General features: G+C 73.5%; 11 protein-coding genes. 3 read left to right on the top strand and 8 right to left on the bottom strand.

Translation table 11 applies throughout. From position 1 onward, the window contains the following. Positions 1-30: 30 nt before the first annotated feature. The 6 genes from K377_RS34910 to hrcA all read right to left on the bottom strand — a co-directional run bounded on the left by K377_RS34910 (position 31) and on the right by hrcA (position 8445). Entirely contained in the window at positions 31-3285 is a 3255-nt protein-coding gene (locus K377_RS34910; protein WP_111667642.1) for a S41 family peptidase, read from the bottom strand. Positions 3286-3343: 58 nt separating this feature from the next. Next, positions 3344-4006 carry a hypothetical protein gene (locus K377_RS34905; protein WP_146614814.1) on the bottom strand — a complete coding sequence of 221 codons (663 nt, stop codon included), beginning with the start codon at positions 4004-4006 and terminating at the stop codon, positions 3344-3346. A gap of 82 nt (positions 4007-4088) precedes the next feature. Then, on the bottom strand, positions 4089-4835 hold the full coding sequence (locus K377_RS34900; protein WP_111667640.1) for a 16S rRNA (uracil(1498)-N(3))-methyltransferase: 747 nt from the start codon (positions 4833-4835) through the stop codon (positions 4089-4091). Further along, on the bottom strand, positions 4832-5908 hold the full coding sequence (locus K377_RS34895) for a nitronate monooxygenase (RefSeq protein WP_111667639.1): 1077 nt from the start codon (positions 5906-5908) through the stop codon (positions 4832-4834). The genes K377_RS34900 and K377_RS34895 overlap by 4 nt, the downstream gene beginning before the upstream one ends. 383 nt (positions 5909-6291) lie before the next feature. Beyond that, the gene (gene dnaJ / locus K377_RS34885) at positions 6292-7428 is read right to left on the bottom strand and encodes a molecular chaperone DnaJ (RefSeq protein ID WP_111667638.1); all 1137 of its coding nucleotides are present in this window, start codon (positions 7426-7428) and stop codon (positions 6292-6294) included. Next, positions 7429-8445, bottom strand: coding sequence for a heat-inducible transcriptional repressor HrcA (gene hrcA, locus K377_RS34880; RefSeq protein ID WP_111667637.1), 1017 nt, complete (start codon positions 8443-8445; stop codon positions 7429-7431). A 140-nt stretch (positions 8446-8585) separates the two neighbouring features. Here hrcA and K377_RS34875 point away from each other — a divergent pair, with 140 nt between their 5' ends. Next, on the top strand, positions 8586-9356 hold the full coding sequence (locus K377_RS34875) for an MBL fold metallo-hydrolase (RefSeq protein WP_111667636.1): 771 nt from the start codon (positions 8586-8588) through the stop codon (positions 9354-9356). A 34-nt stretch (positions 9357-9390) separates the two neighbouring features. After that, complete coding sequence (locus K377_RS34870) at positions 9391-10209, top strand: DUF3097 domain-containing protein (protein ID WP_111667635.1); 819 nt, start codon at positions 9391-9393, stop codon at positions 10207-10209. A 93-nt stretch (positions 10210-10302) separates the two neighbouring features. Here K377_RS34870 and hemW read toward each other — a convergent pair whose 3' ends face one another. Together hemW and K377_RS34860 are read right to left on the bottom strand one after the other, a co-directional pair. Beyond that, positions 10303-11535, bottom strand: a complete 1233-nt coding sequence (gene hemW, locus K377_RS34865; RefSeq protein WP_181512723.1) for a radical SAM family heme chaperone HemW — start codon at positions 11533-11535, stop codon at positions 10303-10305. A 46-nt stretch (positions 11536-11581) separates the two neighbouring features. Then, positions 11582-13561, bottom strand: coding sequence for a SpoIIE family protein phosphatase (locus K377_RS34860; RefSeq protein WP_375605987.1), 1980 nt, complete (start codon positions 13559-13561; stop codon positions 11582-11584). Between the two features lie 102 nt (positions 13562-13663). On the opposite strand from K377_RS34860, the gene K377_RS34855 reads away from it, so the two are divergent. After that, positions 13664-14559: HAMP domain-containing protein (locus tag K377_RS34855; RefSeq protein WP_161195109.1), on the top strand; the 896-nt coding region annotated here is incomplete at its 3' end.

The raw sequence follows: 14559 nt of genomic DNA, 5'->3' as shown, positions 1-14559 counted from the left end.
CACGACGGTGGTGCACCCTGAGACGCGGCCTCACCCGGCAGACGGGTCCGGCAATCGCGGTGCGGACCTGGCCGGGGTCTGGTCGAGCGCGGCCAGCGCAAGGCGGACGGCCTCGTCGAGTTGGGGGTCGCGGCCCGCCGCGACGTCATGCGGCGCGGCGACCACCTCGACGTCCGGGTCCACGCCGTAGTTCTCCAGCCCCCACCCGAACCCCTCCATCCAGGTCGCGTACTTCGGCTGCGTCACCAGCGTCCCGTCCACCAGCCGGTACCGGCTGTCGATCCCGATGACGCCGCCCCAGGTGCGTACCCCCACCACGGGCCCGATGCCGAGCGCCTTGATCGCCGCGTTGACGATGTCACCGTCCGACCCGGAGAACTCGTTGGCGACGGCGACGACGGGCCCCCGGGGCGCGTCCATCGGGTACGTGAAGGGGCGGCTGCCGCGCGGCACGTCCCAGCCGACGACCCGGCGCGCGAGCTTCTCCACGACGAGCTGGGAGGTGTGCCCGCCCCGGTTCTCCCGGACGTCGACGACCAGCCCCTCCCGGGCCACCTCCACGCTCAGGTCGCGATGGATCTGCGCCCAGCCGGGCGCCTGCATGTCGGGGACGTGGAGATAGCCGAGCCGCCCGCCGGAGAGCCGGTGGACGTAGGCCCGCCGGTCGGCGACCCAGGCGTGGTAGCGCAGCGGTTCCTCGTGCTCCAGCGGTACGACGACGACATGCCGGGCGTCACCGCCGCCGGCCGGCGAGACGGTCAGCTCGACCGGCTTGTCGGCGGTGCCGACGAGCAGCGGCCCGGGCCCGGTGACGGGGTCGACGGGCAGCCCGCCGACGGCGACGACGGCGTCCCCGGCGCGCACGGCGACCCCGGGCGCGGCGAGCGGGGACCGGGCGCGCGGGTCGGAGGTCTCCGAGGGCAGCACCCGGTCGACGCGCCAACTGCCGTCGTCGTGGCGGGAGATGTCGGCGCCGAGCAGCCCCTGGCGGCGCCGTGCCGAGCCGCCCCCGCCGCTCGGGACGACGTAGGCGTGCGAGGTGCCGAGTTCGCCCTGCACCTCCCACAGCAGGTCGACGAGGTCGTCGTGGGTGGCGACCCGGTCGAGGACGGGCCGGTAGCGGGCGAGGACACCGTCCCAGTCGACGCCGTTCATGTCGGCGCGCCAGAAGTTGTCCCGCATCAGGCGGCCGGTCTCCTCGTACATCTGGCGCCACTCGGCGGCCGGGTCCACGCGCTGGGAGATCCGGGCCAGGTCGACGGTGATGTTGGTGTCGCTGGAGTCGTCGTGCGCGGGCCGCCGGTCGCTGGGGACGACCTTGAGCACCTCGCCGGTCCACAGCAGGACCCGCTTGCCGTCGCCGGTGACCTCGAAGTGGTCGGCGTCGGAGCCGATCTCCTCGATGCGCTGCTGGACCAGGTCGTAGCGCTCCAGGCGGGTCCTGGGCTCGGCGTCGGCGAGGGCGGCCCGCGCGTCGCCGAGGACACCGCGGACCGGGAGCCGCAGCCACAGCACGCCGTCCTTGGCGGTGCGCAGCGTCGAGTAGCGGGCGGCCTCGACGGGGAACGGCACGATCCGGTCGACGAGCCCTTCGAGGTCGACGCGGGTGGCGGGCGCGCCCTCGCTCTCCGGGGTCTCGGAGCCGGGGCTGTCCGGCGCGTCGAAGGGGCGTCCGTGCCGCTGCGGTCCGAACGGCGACGGGGTGGTCGCCGCCAGCGTGATCAGATGCGGCCGCGAGCCGCCGACGAACGCGAGGTCGAAGGAGTGCTCGTCGTAGAGCGGGTCGAAGGAGCGCGCCGACAGGAACGCCAGGTGCTTGCCGTCGAGCGTGAACGCGGGCGCGTAGTCCCGGAACCGGAGCGGGGTCGCCTCGCTCACGGACAGGTCCGCGGCGTTGGCCAGTTTGAGCTGGCGCAGGTCGTGCGGGCCCGGGTGCGACCAGGCGAGCCAGGCCGAGTCGGGCGAGAAGGTGAGTCCGGTGGCGTGGCCGTCCTCGCTGCGGTCGACCTCGCGGACGTCGCCGCTGTCCCGCTCGACGAGGAGGACCCGGCCGTCGTGCGCGGCGACGGCGACCCGCCCGCCGTCGGGGGCGACGGTGAGCCCGAGGACCCGGCCGAGCCGGCCCGCGCCGAGGCGGCGCGGGGTGGCGCCGGGCGTGGTGCCGGTGGCGGGCGCGAACTCCAGGGCGTCGTCGCCCTCGGCGTCCGTCACCCACACCACGTGCTCCTCGCCGCCGGCCCGGAAGGTGTGCGGGAGCCGGGTCCGCACACCGGGCTCGGCGGCCAGCGCGCGGGCCGGGCCGGAGCGGTGGGTCACCCAGTGCACGGCGCCGCGCACCGCGACGGCGCTGCCGCGCCCGGTGTGGTCGGGCGAGGCGGCGCCGAACCAGCGGGTGGCGTCCACCGCGCGCGGCCGCCGCCCGGAGCGTGCTCCGCCGAGCCGGATGTCGAGCCGCCGGGGCGCCGCGTCGGCGGCGAGCAGGTCGTCGACGGCCCACAGTTCACCGGCGCTGGACCAGACGACCCGGGTGCCGTCGGTCGCGGCGTGCCGGGCGTAGAAACCGTCGACGGGGCTGTGGCGGCGCAGGTCGGTGCCGTCGGCCGCCGAGGAGTACAGGGCGCCGACGCCCTCGTGGTCGCTGAGGAAGGCGACCCGCTCGCCGACCCACATCGGGTACTCGATGTTGCCGTCGAGGTCGGCGTGGAGCCGGACGAACTCACCGGTGCCCTCCGTGCCCGCGCCCTCGGCGGACCGGCCGATCCACAGCTTGCCCGCGGTGCCGCCCCGGTACCGCTTCCACCAGGCGGCCTCCCGGCCCATCGACGCGGAGAGCAGGACCACCTGGGAGCCGGGCCCGTACGCGACTCCGCCGACGGGCCCGTAGGGCAGTGTCTCGGCGGGCCCGCCGTCGAGCGGCAGCGCCCGCGCCCAGCTGCGGCGCAGCGAGGCCTGTCCGTACGTACTGATGGCGAGGACCCGGCCGTCGGGCGTCCAGCCCCGTACGGACGTGGTCCAGCTGCCCCAGTACGTCAGTCGCTCGGCGGGTCCGCCGTCGGCCGGCGCGACCTGCACCTCGGGCGCGCCGTCGCGGCGCGAGGTCCAGGCGACGGTGGTGCCGTCGGGGGATGTGCGGGGGTGGCTGACCGGCACGTTGTCCGTGCTGATCCGCCAGGCGCGGCCGCCGTCGAGCGGCGCGGCCCACACATCGTCCTCGGCGGTGAAGACCACCGACTCGCCGTGCGGATGCGGGAATCGGAGATACGCGGAGGCGGCAGGGTTCGTCACCCGGCCAGCCTAATTTTGTCGTGCGTCCCGCGTCCGCGGTTTTGCGATCACCGGGCGTTCACCCGGCCTCGGCGTCCTGGGAGTCGGTGCAGGTCGGCTCGGGCGCCGGGACGGTGACGGTCTCGGTGATCGTGCGGGTCTCCCCGGGCTCGGGCTCGTCCGTCGGCTTCCAGGTGTCGGACGGCTCGGGCTTCCAGGTGTCCGACGGCTCCGGCTCCCACGAGTCCGAGGGTTCCGGCTCGTCCGACGGCTTCCAGGTGTCCGAATGCTCCGCGGGCGGCGTCGAGTCCGGGGCCGAGCAGTTCCCGAGCACATCGACTCGGAACCAGAGCTTCCCCTCGACCTTCGCCGTGAACGAGCCCCGCACACACTTGCCCGAGACCACCGCATACGCGTCCCCGGTCAGCGTGATCTGCTTGCCGTCCGTCGTCTTCCCGTGGCAGTCGACGTGCACGTCCTGCGACGTGGACCCGTTGCCCGAGGTGCGGTTGATGTACGCGGCGCTGCAACTGAGCCACCGCACATGGGCGTTCTGCCGGTTGAGCTCGGCTGTGCCCTGCTGGTCCGTGGTGGCGGCGACGGTCGACGGGTTGAGATCCTCGTCGGTCGGCTGGCACGCCACGGCCCCCAGTCCGGCGGCGACGACGACCGCGGCAGCCGCCGCGACGCGCCGCCCCCGCAACCGGAGCAAACGGTCACCGATACCCCTCAATGCCCCCATGTGCGGCAGGATGCCACCGCGGGTCGCCGGGCGGTAGAACAGTTGCGGCCAGGACCGCGGTCCTGGCCGCAACCGGGAACTCCTAGCTCCAGCGGCCGGTGCGTCCCAGCAGCAACGCGACCGCCGCGGTCCCGGCCGTCGAGGTCCGCAGCACGCTCCGCCCGAGCCGGCAGGTCCGCGCCCCGGCCTCGTCGAAGACCGCCAACTCCTCGGGGGAGACGCCTCCTTCGGGGCCGACGACGAGCACGATCTCCCCGGCCGCCGGGAGGTCGACGGTGGCGAGGGCGGCGCTCGGGTGCTCCCGGTCCTCGTGCAGCACGACCGCGAGATCGGCTCCGGCGAGCAGCGCGGCGACCTCCTTCGTGGACGCCGCTTCGGCGACCTCGGGGAACCGCACGCGGCGCGACTGCTTCCCGGCCTCGCGGGCGGTGGCCCGCCACTTGCCGAGCGCCTTGAGACCGCGCTCGCCGCGCCACTGGGTGATGCAGCGCGACGCCGCCCAGGGCACGATCGCGTCGACGCCGGTCTCGGTCATGGTCTCGACCGCGAGTTCGCCCCGGTCGCCCTTGGGGAGGGCCTGGACGACGGTGATACGGGGCCGCTCCTCGGGCTCGGTGCGCACCGGCCCGGCCTCGACGAGCAGCCGGTCCTTGCCCTCGCTGCCCGCGACGACGCCCTCGCACCACGCGCCGAGGCCGTCGGTGAGCACCACCGGCTCCCCGGCCCGCAGCCGCTTCACGGAGACGGCGTGCCGCCCCTCGGGGCCGTCGAGGACGTACGTACGGGCGTCGGGGACGGGCCCCTCGACCACGAACACCGGCGCCGTCACGCGGCACCCCGCTGCCCCAACGCGCCCTGCGCCTCGGCGAGTTCGGCGGCGAGCACCTCGACGAGCTGCCCGGCGGGCAGTTCCCGGGCGAGCCGGTGGCCCTGGCCCGCCCACAGCGCCATGGCCTGCGGGTCCCCGGCCTTGGCGGCGGCCTTGCGGATCGGCGACGTCATGTGGTGCACCTCGGGGTACGCGGCGGGCGCGTACGGGCCGTGCTCGCGCAGGAAGCGGTTGACGAGGCCGCGCGCGGGCCGCCCGGAGAACGCCCGGGTCAGCTCGGTACGGGTGAACAGCGGGTTCGTCATGGCCTGCTTGTGCAGATCGGGCGCCCCGGACTCGGGCGTGACCAGGAACGCGGTGCCGAGCTGCGCGAGATCGGCACCGGCCGCGAGCACGGCCGCGATCTGCGCGCCCCTCATGATCCCGCCGGCCGCGACGACGGGCATCCGCACCGCCTCGCGGACCTGGGCGATGAGCGCGAGCAGTCCGACCCCGCTGCCGTCGGTCTCGGCGCAGTCGCGGTGGGTGCCCTGGTGGCCGCCGGCCTCGATGCCCTGTACGCAGACGGCGTCGGCGCCGACGGCCTCCGCGGCCTTCGCCTCGGCCGCCGTCGTCACGGTGACCACGGTGAGGGTGCCGACCCGGCGCAGCGCGTCGATCACCTCGACGGTGGGGCAGCCGAAGGTGAAGGAGACCAGCGGCACCGGGTCGTCGACGAGGATGGCCAGCTTGGCGTCGTAGCCGTCGTCCCGCCCGCTGTCGGGGTCGCCGAGCGGCGTCTGGTACCAGGTGGCCTCGCCGGCGAGCTGGTTGCGGTACACCTCGACGGCGGCCGGGTCGGCGTACTCGGGCTGCGGCATGAACAGGTTGACGCCGAAGGGGCGCCCGGTGAGTCCCCGTACCTGCTGGATCTCCTGGTACATCCCGTCGGCGGTTTTGTACCCGGCGGCGAGAAACCCGAGCCCTCCCGCCTCGGACACGGCGGCCACCAACTCGGGCCGCGACGCACCGCCCGCCATGGGGGCCTGCACGATCGGGCAGTGACAGAGATCAGCCAGCGCGGAGGAGGACATACCGGCATCGTGCCACGTCCGCGCAGGACCACCGAATCGCAGCCCGAGCCCTGTATCGCAGGCCACGACAACGGCCCCGACAGGGGCGCGGGGAACTGCGCGACCAGCCACAGACCACCCGCACCCGGGCACCAACAGCCAGGGGCACCCCCCTAGGGCCTGTCTCCCAGATCCCTCCTGCCCCGCGACGCCTGGCACGCGCTCTCGCCGCACCGGGCACAAGGCCGAGTACGCCCAGTACGAGGCCTCGCACCCGGCACGCCGAGAGCACGCACCAGACGCCGCAGGGCCCGCCCTCCGGGCGGACGGAGGGATCTGGGAGACAGGCCCTAGCCGCGAAAAGGGGCCCGGGGGTACACCCCGAGCCCCTCCGATTCACCAGCTCACCGCCCGTTGAAGGCATCCTTCAGCCGCGAGAAGAGCCCCTGCTGACCGGGCTGAAACTGCCCGTTCACGCGCTCCTCACCCCGCAACGTGGCCAGCTCGCGCAGCAACCGCTCCTGCTCGGGATCGAGCTTCTGCGGCGTCATGACCTCGACGTGCACGATGAGGTCACCGCGCCCGCCCCCGCGCAGATGCGTGACACCGCGCCCGTGCAGCGGCACGGACTGCCCCGACTGCGTACCGGGCCGGATGTCGATCTCCTCCAGCCCGTCGAGCGTCTCCAGCGGCACCTTCGTACCGAGCGCCGCGGCGGTCATCGGAATGGTGACCGTGCAGTGCAGGTCGTCGCCGCGCCGCTGGAACACCGGGTGCGGCAGCTCGTGGATCTCGACGTAGAGGTCACCGGCGGGACCGCCACCGGGCCCGACCTCGCCCTCACCGGCGAGCTGGATCCGCGTGCCGTTGTCCACACCGGCCGGGATCTTCACCGTCAGCGTCCGCCGCGACCGGATCCGGCCGTCACCGGCGCACTCCGGGCACGGGGTCGGCACGACGGTGCCGAAGCCCTGGCACTGCGGGCACGGCCGCGAGGTCATGACCTGGCCGAGGAAGGACCGCGTCACCTGCGAGACCTCACCGCGGCCGCGGCACATGTCACAGGTCTGCGCGGAGGTCCCCGGCGCGGCGCCCTCACCGCTGCAGGTCGTGCACACCACAGCGGTGTCGACCTGGATGTCCTTGGTGGTGCCGAAGGCGGCCTCGTCCAGCTCGACCTCCAGCCGGATCATGGCGTCCTGGCCACGGCGCGTGCGGGACCGGGGCCCACGCTGCGACGCCGTACCGAAGAACGCGTCCATGATGTCCGAGAAGTTCCCGAACCCGCCGGCGCCGAAGCCTCCGGCACCGCCTCCGCCGGACTGCGACAGGGGGTCGCCCCCGAGGTCGTAGACCTGCTTCTTCTGCGGGTCGGAGAGCACCTCGTAGGCGGCGTTGATCTCCTTGAACCGCTCCTGGGTCTTCGGATCCGGATTCACGTCCGGGTGCAGCTCGCGGGCGAGCCTCCGAAAAGCCTTCTTGATCTCGTCCTGGGAAGCGTCGCGGCGCACGCCGAGTACGGCGTAGTAGTCCGTGGCCACTTACGACTCCGCCAGGATCTGTCCGACGTAACGTGCCACTGCGCGTACTGCTCCCATCGTTCCCGGGTAATCCATGCGGGTCGGTCCGACCACGCCGAGCTTGGCGACTGCCTCGCCGCCCGAACCGTAGCCCACCGACACCACGGACGTGGAGTTGAGTCCCTCATGGGCGTTCTCGTGACCGATGCGTACGGCCATGCCCGAATCGCCCACCTCACCAAGCAACTTGAGGAGCACGACCTGCTCCTCAAGGGCCTCCAGCACGGGCCGGATGGTGAGGGGAAAGTCATGTCCGAAGCGGGTGAGATTCGCGGTGCCGCCGATCATCAGCCGCTCCTCGGACTCCTCGACGAGCGTCTCCAGCAGAGTGGAGAGCACCGTCGCGACCGTACCGCGGTCCTCCGCTTCGAAGGCCTCCGGCAGATCCTGCACCAACTGCGGCACATCCGCGAAACGGCGGCTCGCGACCCGGCTGTTGAGCCGGGCCCGCAGGTCCGCGAGGGCCGTCTCGCCGAAGGGCGCCGGGCAGTCGATCATCCGCTGCTCGACCCGCCCGGTGTCCGTGATCAGTACGAGCATCAGACGCGCGGGCGCCAGCGACAGCAGCTCGACATGGCGCACCGTGGACCGGGTCAGGGACGGGTACTGGACGATCGCCACCTGCCGCGTCAGCTGCGCGAGCAGCCGCACGGTACGCCCGACGACGTCGTCCAGGTCGACGGCGCCCTCCAGAAAGTTCTGGACGGCCCGCCGCTCCGGCGCGGTCATCGGCTTCACGCTGGTCAGCTTGTCGACGAAGAGGCGGTACCCCTTGTCGGTGGGGATGCGCCCGGCACTGGTGTGCGGCTGGGCGATGTACCCCTCGTCCTCCAGGGCGGCCATGTCGTTGCGCACGGTCGCCGGGGAGACGCCGAGCCGGTGCCGCTCGGTGAGCGCCTTGGAGCCGACCGGCTCCTCGGTGCCCACGTAGTCCTGGACGATGGCGCGCAGCACTTCGAGCCTGCGTTCACTGAGCATCGGCGCACACCTCCAGCTTCGCCCTGAGTGATCTTCGGCGATCTTTCCTGTCTGGCACTCGCTACGGGTGAGTGCCAGGAGTCCCCGGCTCAGTGTACGGCCGACGGGTACGGGCCCGGCAAGGCCGCTAGCGTCGACGTATGGAAGGCCATGACGAAATCAGCGCAGCCCGGGCAGTCAGGACGGTCATCGACTGGAAGGCCGCGGGCTGGGAGGAGCTGGCGCCCCATGTGGGGCGGATCCGGCTGCCGGGCTGGGACGCCACGACCGGCCTCGTCGTCGGGTCCGGCGCCGCCCTGCTGATCGACACGGGATCCTCACTGCGTGAAGGGGCCCGGCTGCGCGCGGACGTCCGGCGGCTGCTCGGACCACACGCGCGGGTGACGCACATCGTGCTCACCCACCCGCACTTCGACCACGTGCTCGGCACGGCCGTCTTCGCGGGCGCCGGGACCTACGGGGCGGTGGGCGTCGAGACCGTCCTCGGGCGGGGCCGCGACGCCCTGTACGAGGACGCCGTGCGGCACGGGCTGCCCGCGGACGAGGCCGCCGAGGCGACCGACGTCCTGGTCGTCCCGCGGCACCGGGTCAGCGGTGAGTGGACGCTGGATCTGGGCGACGGCCTCCAGGTGCTGCTCGCGAACCTCGGCCCCGCCCACACCGCCCACGACCTGGTGGTCCTGGTGCCGGGAAACCCGGTGACCGTCTTCTGCGGCGACCTGGTCGAGGAGTCCGGCGAACCGCAGGCGGGCCCGGACGCGGCGCCGGGGCACTGGCCGGCGGCGCTCGACCGGCTGCTCGCGCTCGGCGGCGAGGACGCGCGGTACGTCCCCGGGCACGGTTCGGTGGTGAATGCGGCGTTCGTTCGCGCGCAACGCGCCACACTGGTGGCCCGTTCCGGCGTGTCGTGACGGAGACCGGCGCCTTCCTCATATCGTCGGCCGAATGCGCCAGTACTCACCTGACCTGACCCCTCCCTGGAAGCGGAACAAGCCGGTTCCGGAGGTCCCCGCCGAGCCCGATCTGGTCGTCGAGGAGGTCGGTACGGGCTTCTGCGGGGCGGTGGTCCGCGTCGAGAAGACGGCGCAGGGGCCGACGGTGACCCTGGAGGACCGCTTCGGCAAGCAGCGGGTCTTCCCGATGGAGCCGCGCGGGTTCCTGCTGGAGGGCAAGGTCGTCACGCTGGTCCGCCCGTCGGCGGCCTCGGGGCCCGCACGTCCGGTCCGTACGGCGTCCGGCTCGATGGCGGTTCCGGGCGCCCGTGCCCGGGTGGCGCGGGCCGGCCGGATCTACGTCGAGGGCAAGCACGACGCCGAGCTCATCGAGCGGGTGTGGGGCGACGACCTGCGCATCGAGGGCGTGGCGGTGGAGTTCCTGGAGGGCGTGGACGACCTCCCGGCGATCGTCGCCGACTTCGCCCCCGGCCCCGACGCGCGCCTCGGCGTCCTGGTCGACCACCTGGTCCCCGGCACCAAGGAGTGGAAGATCGCCCGGTCGGTGACGAGCGAGCACGCCCTGGTGGTGGGCCACCCGTACATCGACATCTGGGAGGCGGTGAAGCCGTCCTCGGTGGGCATCGACGCCTGGCCGCGGGTCCCCCACGGCCAGGACTGGAAAACGGGCGTCTGCCGAGCCCTGGGCTGGCGCGTGGCCAACACGGGCGAGGCCTGGCAGCACATCCTGTCCCGCGTCCACACCTACAAGGACCTGGAACCGGAACTCCTGGGCCGAGTCGAAGAACTCATCGACTTCGTCACGGGGTAAGAAGCGCCCCGCAGGGGCGCGGGGAACTGCGCGAGCAACCACGACGCACGCGCACTCGCACACGCGCAGAAGCCCCTACGGCGAGTGGGCGCCTCAATCGACCAGGTCCCTGACCACGGCATCGGCCAGCAACCGCCCCCGCAGCGTCAGAACAGCCCGCCCCTCGTCGAACGGCCCGCTCTCCAACAACCCGTCGGCGACAGCCTTCCGCGCGGCGGCAAGCCCGGCGGGCTTCAGCAACGACACCGGGCACCCGTCGAGCAGCCGCAGCTCCAGCAGAATCCGCTCGACCCGCCGGTCCTCGTCGCTCAGCACCTCCCGCCCGGCCCCCGGAGAGGACCCGGAGGCCAGCGCAGCGGCATACGCGCCGGGATGCTTGACGTTCCACCACCGCACCCCGCCCACGTGCGAGTGCGCGCCGGGCCCGGCGCCCCACCAGTCGGCCCCACGCCAGTACAGCTCGTTGTGCAGGCACCGCCCCGCCTCGGTGGTGGCCCAGTTCGACACCTCGTACCACTGGAACCCGGCGGCCGCGAAAGCCTCGTCGGCGATCAGGTACCGGTCCGCGTGCACGTCGTCGTCGGTCATCGGCACCTCGCCGCGCCGGATCCGCCGGGCGAGCTGGGTGCCCTCCTCGACGATCAGCGCGTACGCGGAGACGTGGTCGGGCCCGGCCCCGATGGCCGCGTCCAGCGAGGCCCGCCAGTCGTCGTCGGTCTCGCCCGGGGTGCCGTAGATCAGGTCGAGGTTGACGTGCTCGAACCCGGCGGCCCGCGCCTCCGCGACACACGCCTCGGGCCGCCCGGGGGTGTGCGTGCGGTCGAGGACCTTCAGGACGTGCTGCCGCGCGCTCTGCATCCCGAACGAGATCCGGTTGAACCCGCCGGCCCGCAGCTCGGCGAGGTAGGCCGGGTCGACCGACTCGGGGTTGGCCTCGGTGGTCACCTCGGCGTCGTCGGCGAGCCCGAACTCGTCGCGGATCGCGCCCAGCATCCGTACGAGGTCGGAGGCGGCGAGCAGCGTCGGCGTACCGCCCCCGACGAACACGGTCCGCACGGGCCGCGGGTCGTCGCCGAGGACCTTCCGGGCGAGCCGGACCTCCTCCACGACCAGGTCCGCGTAGTTGTCCCGGGAGGCGAGGACACCGCCGGTGCCGCGCAGCTCGGTCGCGGTGTACGTGTTGAAGTCGCAGTAGCCGCAGCGGGTGGCGCAGTACGGGACGTGCAGATAGAAACCGAGCGGCCGCGAGGCCGCGCCGGCCAGGGCGGAGGCGGGCAGCGAACCGTCGGCGGGGACGGGCTCGCCGTCGGGAAGTGCGGAAGGCATGACGTCCATTGTCCCGCACCGGCCGCGGCCCCGGTGCCGCCGGGCGCTACTCGGCCTGCAGCACCAGCAGAGCCAGGTCGTCGTCCGGCGGGGCGTCGGCGAAGGCGTGCACGAGGCGCCGGATGCGCTCGGCGAGCAAGGGCGCCGACAGGCCCGCGCACCCGGCGAGGGCCTGCGCGAGCCCGTCCCCGTCGTCGAACTGGAGGGCCCCGCGGCGCCGCTCGGTCACCCCGTCCGTGACGCAGAGGAGGGTGTCGCCGGCGGACAGCTCGAAGGTCTCGCTGGTGTAGTCGGGGTCGTCGACGACGCCGAGCAGCACCTGCGGCCCGGCGGCGGGGACGACCTCGCCGCCGGGCCGCATCAGGAGCGGCAGCGGATGCCCGGCGGAGGCGATGGTGCAGCTCATGCCGTCCGCGGTGGGTGTCAGTTCGCCGTAGAGCAGGGAGAGGAAGCGGGAGGTGGAGCCCTCCGGCGGCACCCCCTGTCCGCCGACGGCGGCGAGCGCGCGGGCGGCGGCGTCGGCGGCCTCGGTGGCGTCGTCGAGCAGCAGCCGGTTGAGCCGGTCGAGGACCTGGTGGACCGAGTACCCCTCGCGGGCGAGGAGCCGCAGCCAGGGCCGGGCGAGCCCGATCACGACGGCCGCCTCGGGCCCCTTGCCCTGGACGTCGCCGAGCGTGAAGCACCAGCGTCCGTCCCCGGCGGGGAAGACGTCGTAGAAGTCGCCGCCGGGGCCGCCCTGCTCCTTCGGTTCGTAGACGAGGGCGCTCTTGAGGCCGGGGATCTCGGCGATGGAGGTGGGCAGCAGGCCGCGCTGGAGGATCCGGCTGATGGTGGCCTGCCGGGTGAAGCGGCGGGCCGCGCTGACGGCGAGCGCGACCCGGCGGCTGAAGTCCTCGACGAGGCCGGTGACCTCGTCGGGGAAGGCGTGCAGTCCGCTCCGGCCGATGAGCAGGATGCCGAGGGTGCGGCCGCCCGCCGAGAGGCGGTAGGCGAGCGCGGCGCCCGCGTCGCCGGGGGTGGTCTCGAAGGGGCAGGGCACGGGCACGGCGGCGGTGCGGACGGAGTCGGGCAGCCGGGGCGGTTCCTTCTCCAGGACCCGGCGCAGATCCTCGATGCGGTTCTCGTGGGCGTGCCAGACGCGGGCGAGCCGGGGCGCGTGCAGGGGGTCGCCGCCGCGCGCGTCGTGGTCGGCGATGCCCGGCAGGCCGCGCCCCTCCTCGTCGTAGAGCCAGATCGCGCACCAGTCGGCGAGCCGCGGCACGAGGAGCTGTCCGACGAGCGCGGCGACCATGTCCTCGTCGAGCTGTCCGGCGAGCAGGTCGGAGGCCTCGGCGAGGAAGGAGAGCGCGCCGCGGTTGATCCAGTCGCGGTCCTGCGGGTCGCGGCGGGGCACGGGCGCGAGGATCTCGGCGGCGCGCAGCCCGCGCTGGAGGGCGCGCGCGGACGCCTCCTGGCCGCCCTGGGGCGCCGCACCCTGCTCTCCCGCCGCCTGCTGTTCGGGTGCGGTGGTTCCGGCGCCATCGGTGGGCAGGCGGGCCCACACGGTCTTGGTGCCCGCGCGGTAGGTGATCCCCCACGCCTCGGCGAGCCCGGCGACGAGCTGGACGCCGCGGCCGTACTCGGAGGTCTCGGGCGAGCGCGCCGGGCGGTCGGTGCGCACGGAGCGCGACGGGTGGTGGTCGGTGACCTCGATGACGAAGCCCGCCGGGGTGCCGTCCGGTGTGGCCGGTTCCATGCGGCACAACAGCTCGACGCTGGTGCCCGCGTGCACGACGGCGTTCGTGACGAGTTCGCTCAGGACGACGACCGCGTCGTCGATCAGCCGGTCACTGAGGGTGGCGGCCACGGGCAGGGCGAGTTCGGTCCAGTCGGCGAAGGCGGCGCGGACGAAACGGCGGGCGGCCGCGGGGGCCATCGGGTTCCCGGGCAGCGACGTCCGCACCACGACCGGTCCTGCGTCCGACCCGACGTTCGCCAGGTCGGGGCCACTGATGGTGGTCTCCCGCTGAAGTGGAATGGGCCCCACGGTTCGGCTCCTGAGCAGTTCGGGCATTTACGCCTCAGGCGACAGGAACAGAGTGACAGACTGACCATGGCCATAAGCGCCGAGTCACCGAAGTGGGCCGCTATGAGTGAGAACAGTGCTATGCGTGTGGACTCCAGCGGGCTCGAGAGCGACACGCTCCGCGCCTCCGACCTGCGTCCACTTCTGGCCGCCATCACCGCCGCCCGGGACGGGAATTTCGTCCACGTCCTGGAGCCCGGGGACGGACTGGTCGGCGAGCTGGGGGCGGTGTTCAACCAACTGGTCGACCGCAGCGTCCACTTCAGCACCGAGCTGACCCGCGTGCGCCGGGAGATAGTCCGGCACGGGCGGCTCGACGAGCGCATGGAGGCGAGCCCCGGGTACGGCGCGTGGGCGACCCGCGTCCACGACGTGAACACCGTCATCGGGGCGCTGGTGGCCCCGGCGGCCAATGCCACCCGGGTGCTGGACGCGGTGGCGGGCGGCGATCTGACGCAGCGCGTCGACCTGCACGACGGCACCCGGCAGTTACGCGGTGACCTGCGCAGCCTGGGCCGCGCGGTCAACAAGATGGTGGACCAGCTCTCCCTGTTCACCGGTGAGGTCACGCGGGTGGCGCGCGAGGTCGGCACCGAGGGCCGGCTCGGCGGCCGGGCCAAGGCCCAGGGCCTGTCGGGCAGTTGGCGCGACGTGACCGAGGCCGTGAACACGATGGCGTCGCGGCTGACGGCGCAGGTGCGGGACATCGCGCTGGTGACGACGGCAGTGGCCCGCGGCGACCTGACCCGTACGGTCACCATCGAGGCGACGGGCGAGCTGCTCGAACTGAAGCTGACCGTGAACACGATGGTCGACCAGCTCTCCGCGTTCGCCGACGAGGTCACGCGCGTGGCCCGCGAGGTCGGCACCGAGGGCCAGTTGGGCGGCCGCGCCCAGGTCCGAGGCGTCTCCGGCGTCTGGAAGGACCTCACCGACAACGTCAACTTCATGGCGTCGAA

Origin of the sequence: Streptomyces sp. PsTaAH-137 (assembly GCF_003259365.1) — a bacterium.
Taxonomy (GTDB): Bacteria; Actinomycetota; Actinomycetes; order Streptomycetales; family Streptomycetaceae; genus Streptomyces.
This window is presented reverse-complemented; position numbering and strand designations above follow the sequence as displayed.

Coding starts and splice junctions, on each gene's coding strand:
- hemW (WP_181512723.1), bottom strand. CDS start 11,535: ATGCCTTCCGCACTTCCCGACGGCGAGCCCGTCCCCGCCGACGGTTCG.
- K377_RS34875 (WP_111667636.1), top strand. CDS start 8,586: ATGGAAGGCCATGACGAAATCAGCGCAGCCCGGGCAGTCAGGACGGTC.
- hrcA (WP_111667637.1), bottom strand. CDS start 8,445: ATGCTCAGTGAACGCAGGCTCGAAGTGCTGCGCGCCATCGTCCAGGAC.
- K377_RS34895 (WP_111667639.1), bottom strand. CDS start 5,908: ATGTCCTCCTCCGCGCTGGCTGATCTCTGTCACTGCCCGATCGTGCAG.
- K377_RS34905 (WP_146614814.1), bottom strand. CDS start 4,006: ATGGGGGCATTGAGGGGTATCGGTGACCGTTTGCTCCGGTTGCGGGGG.
- K377_RS34870 (WP_111667635.1), top strand. CDS start 9,391: ATGCGCCAGTACTCACCTGACCTGACCCCTCCCTGGAAGCGGAACAAG.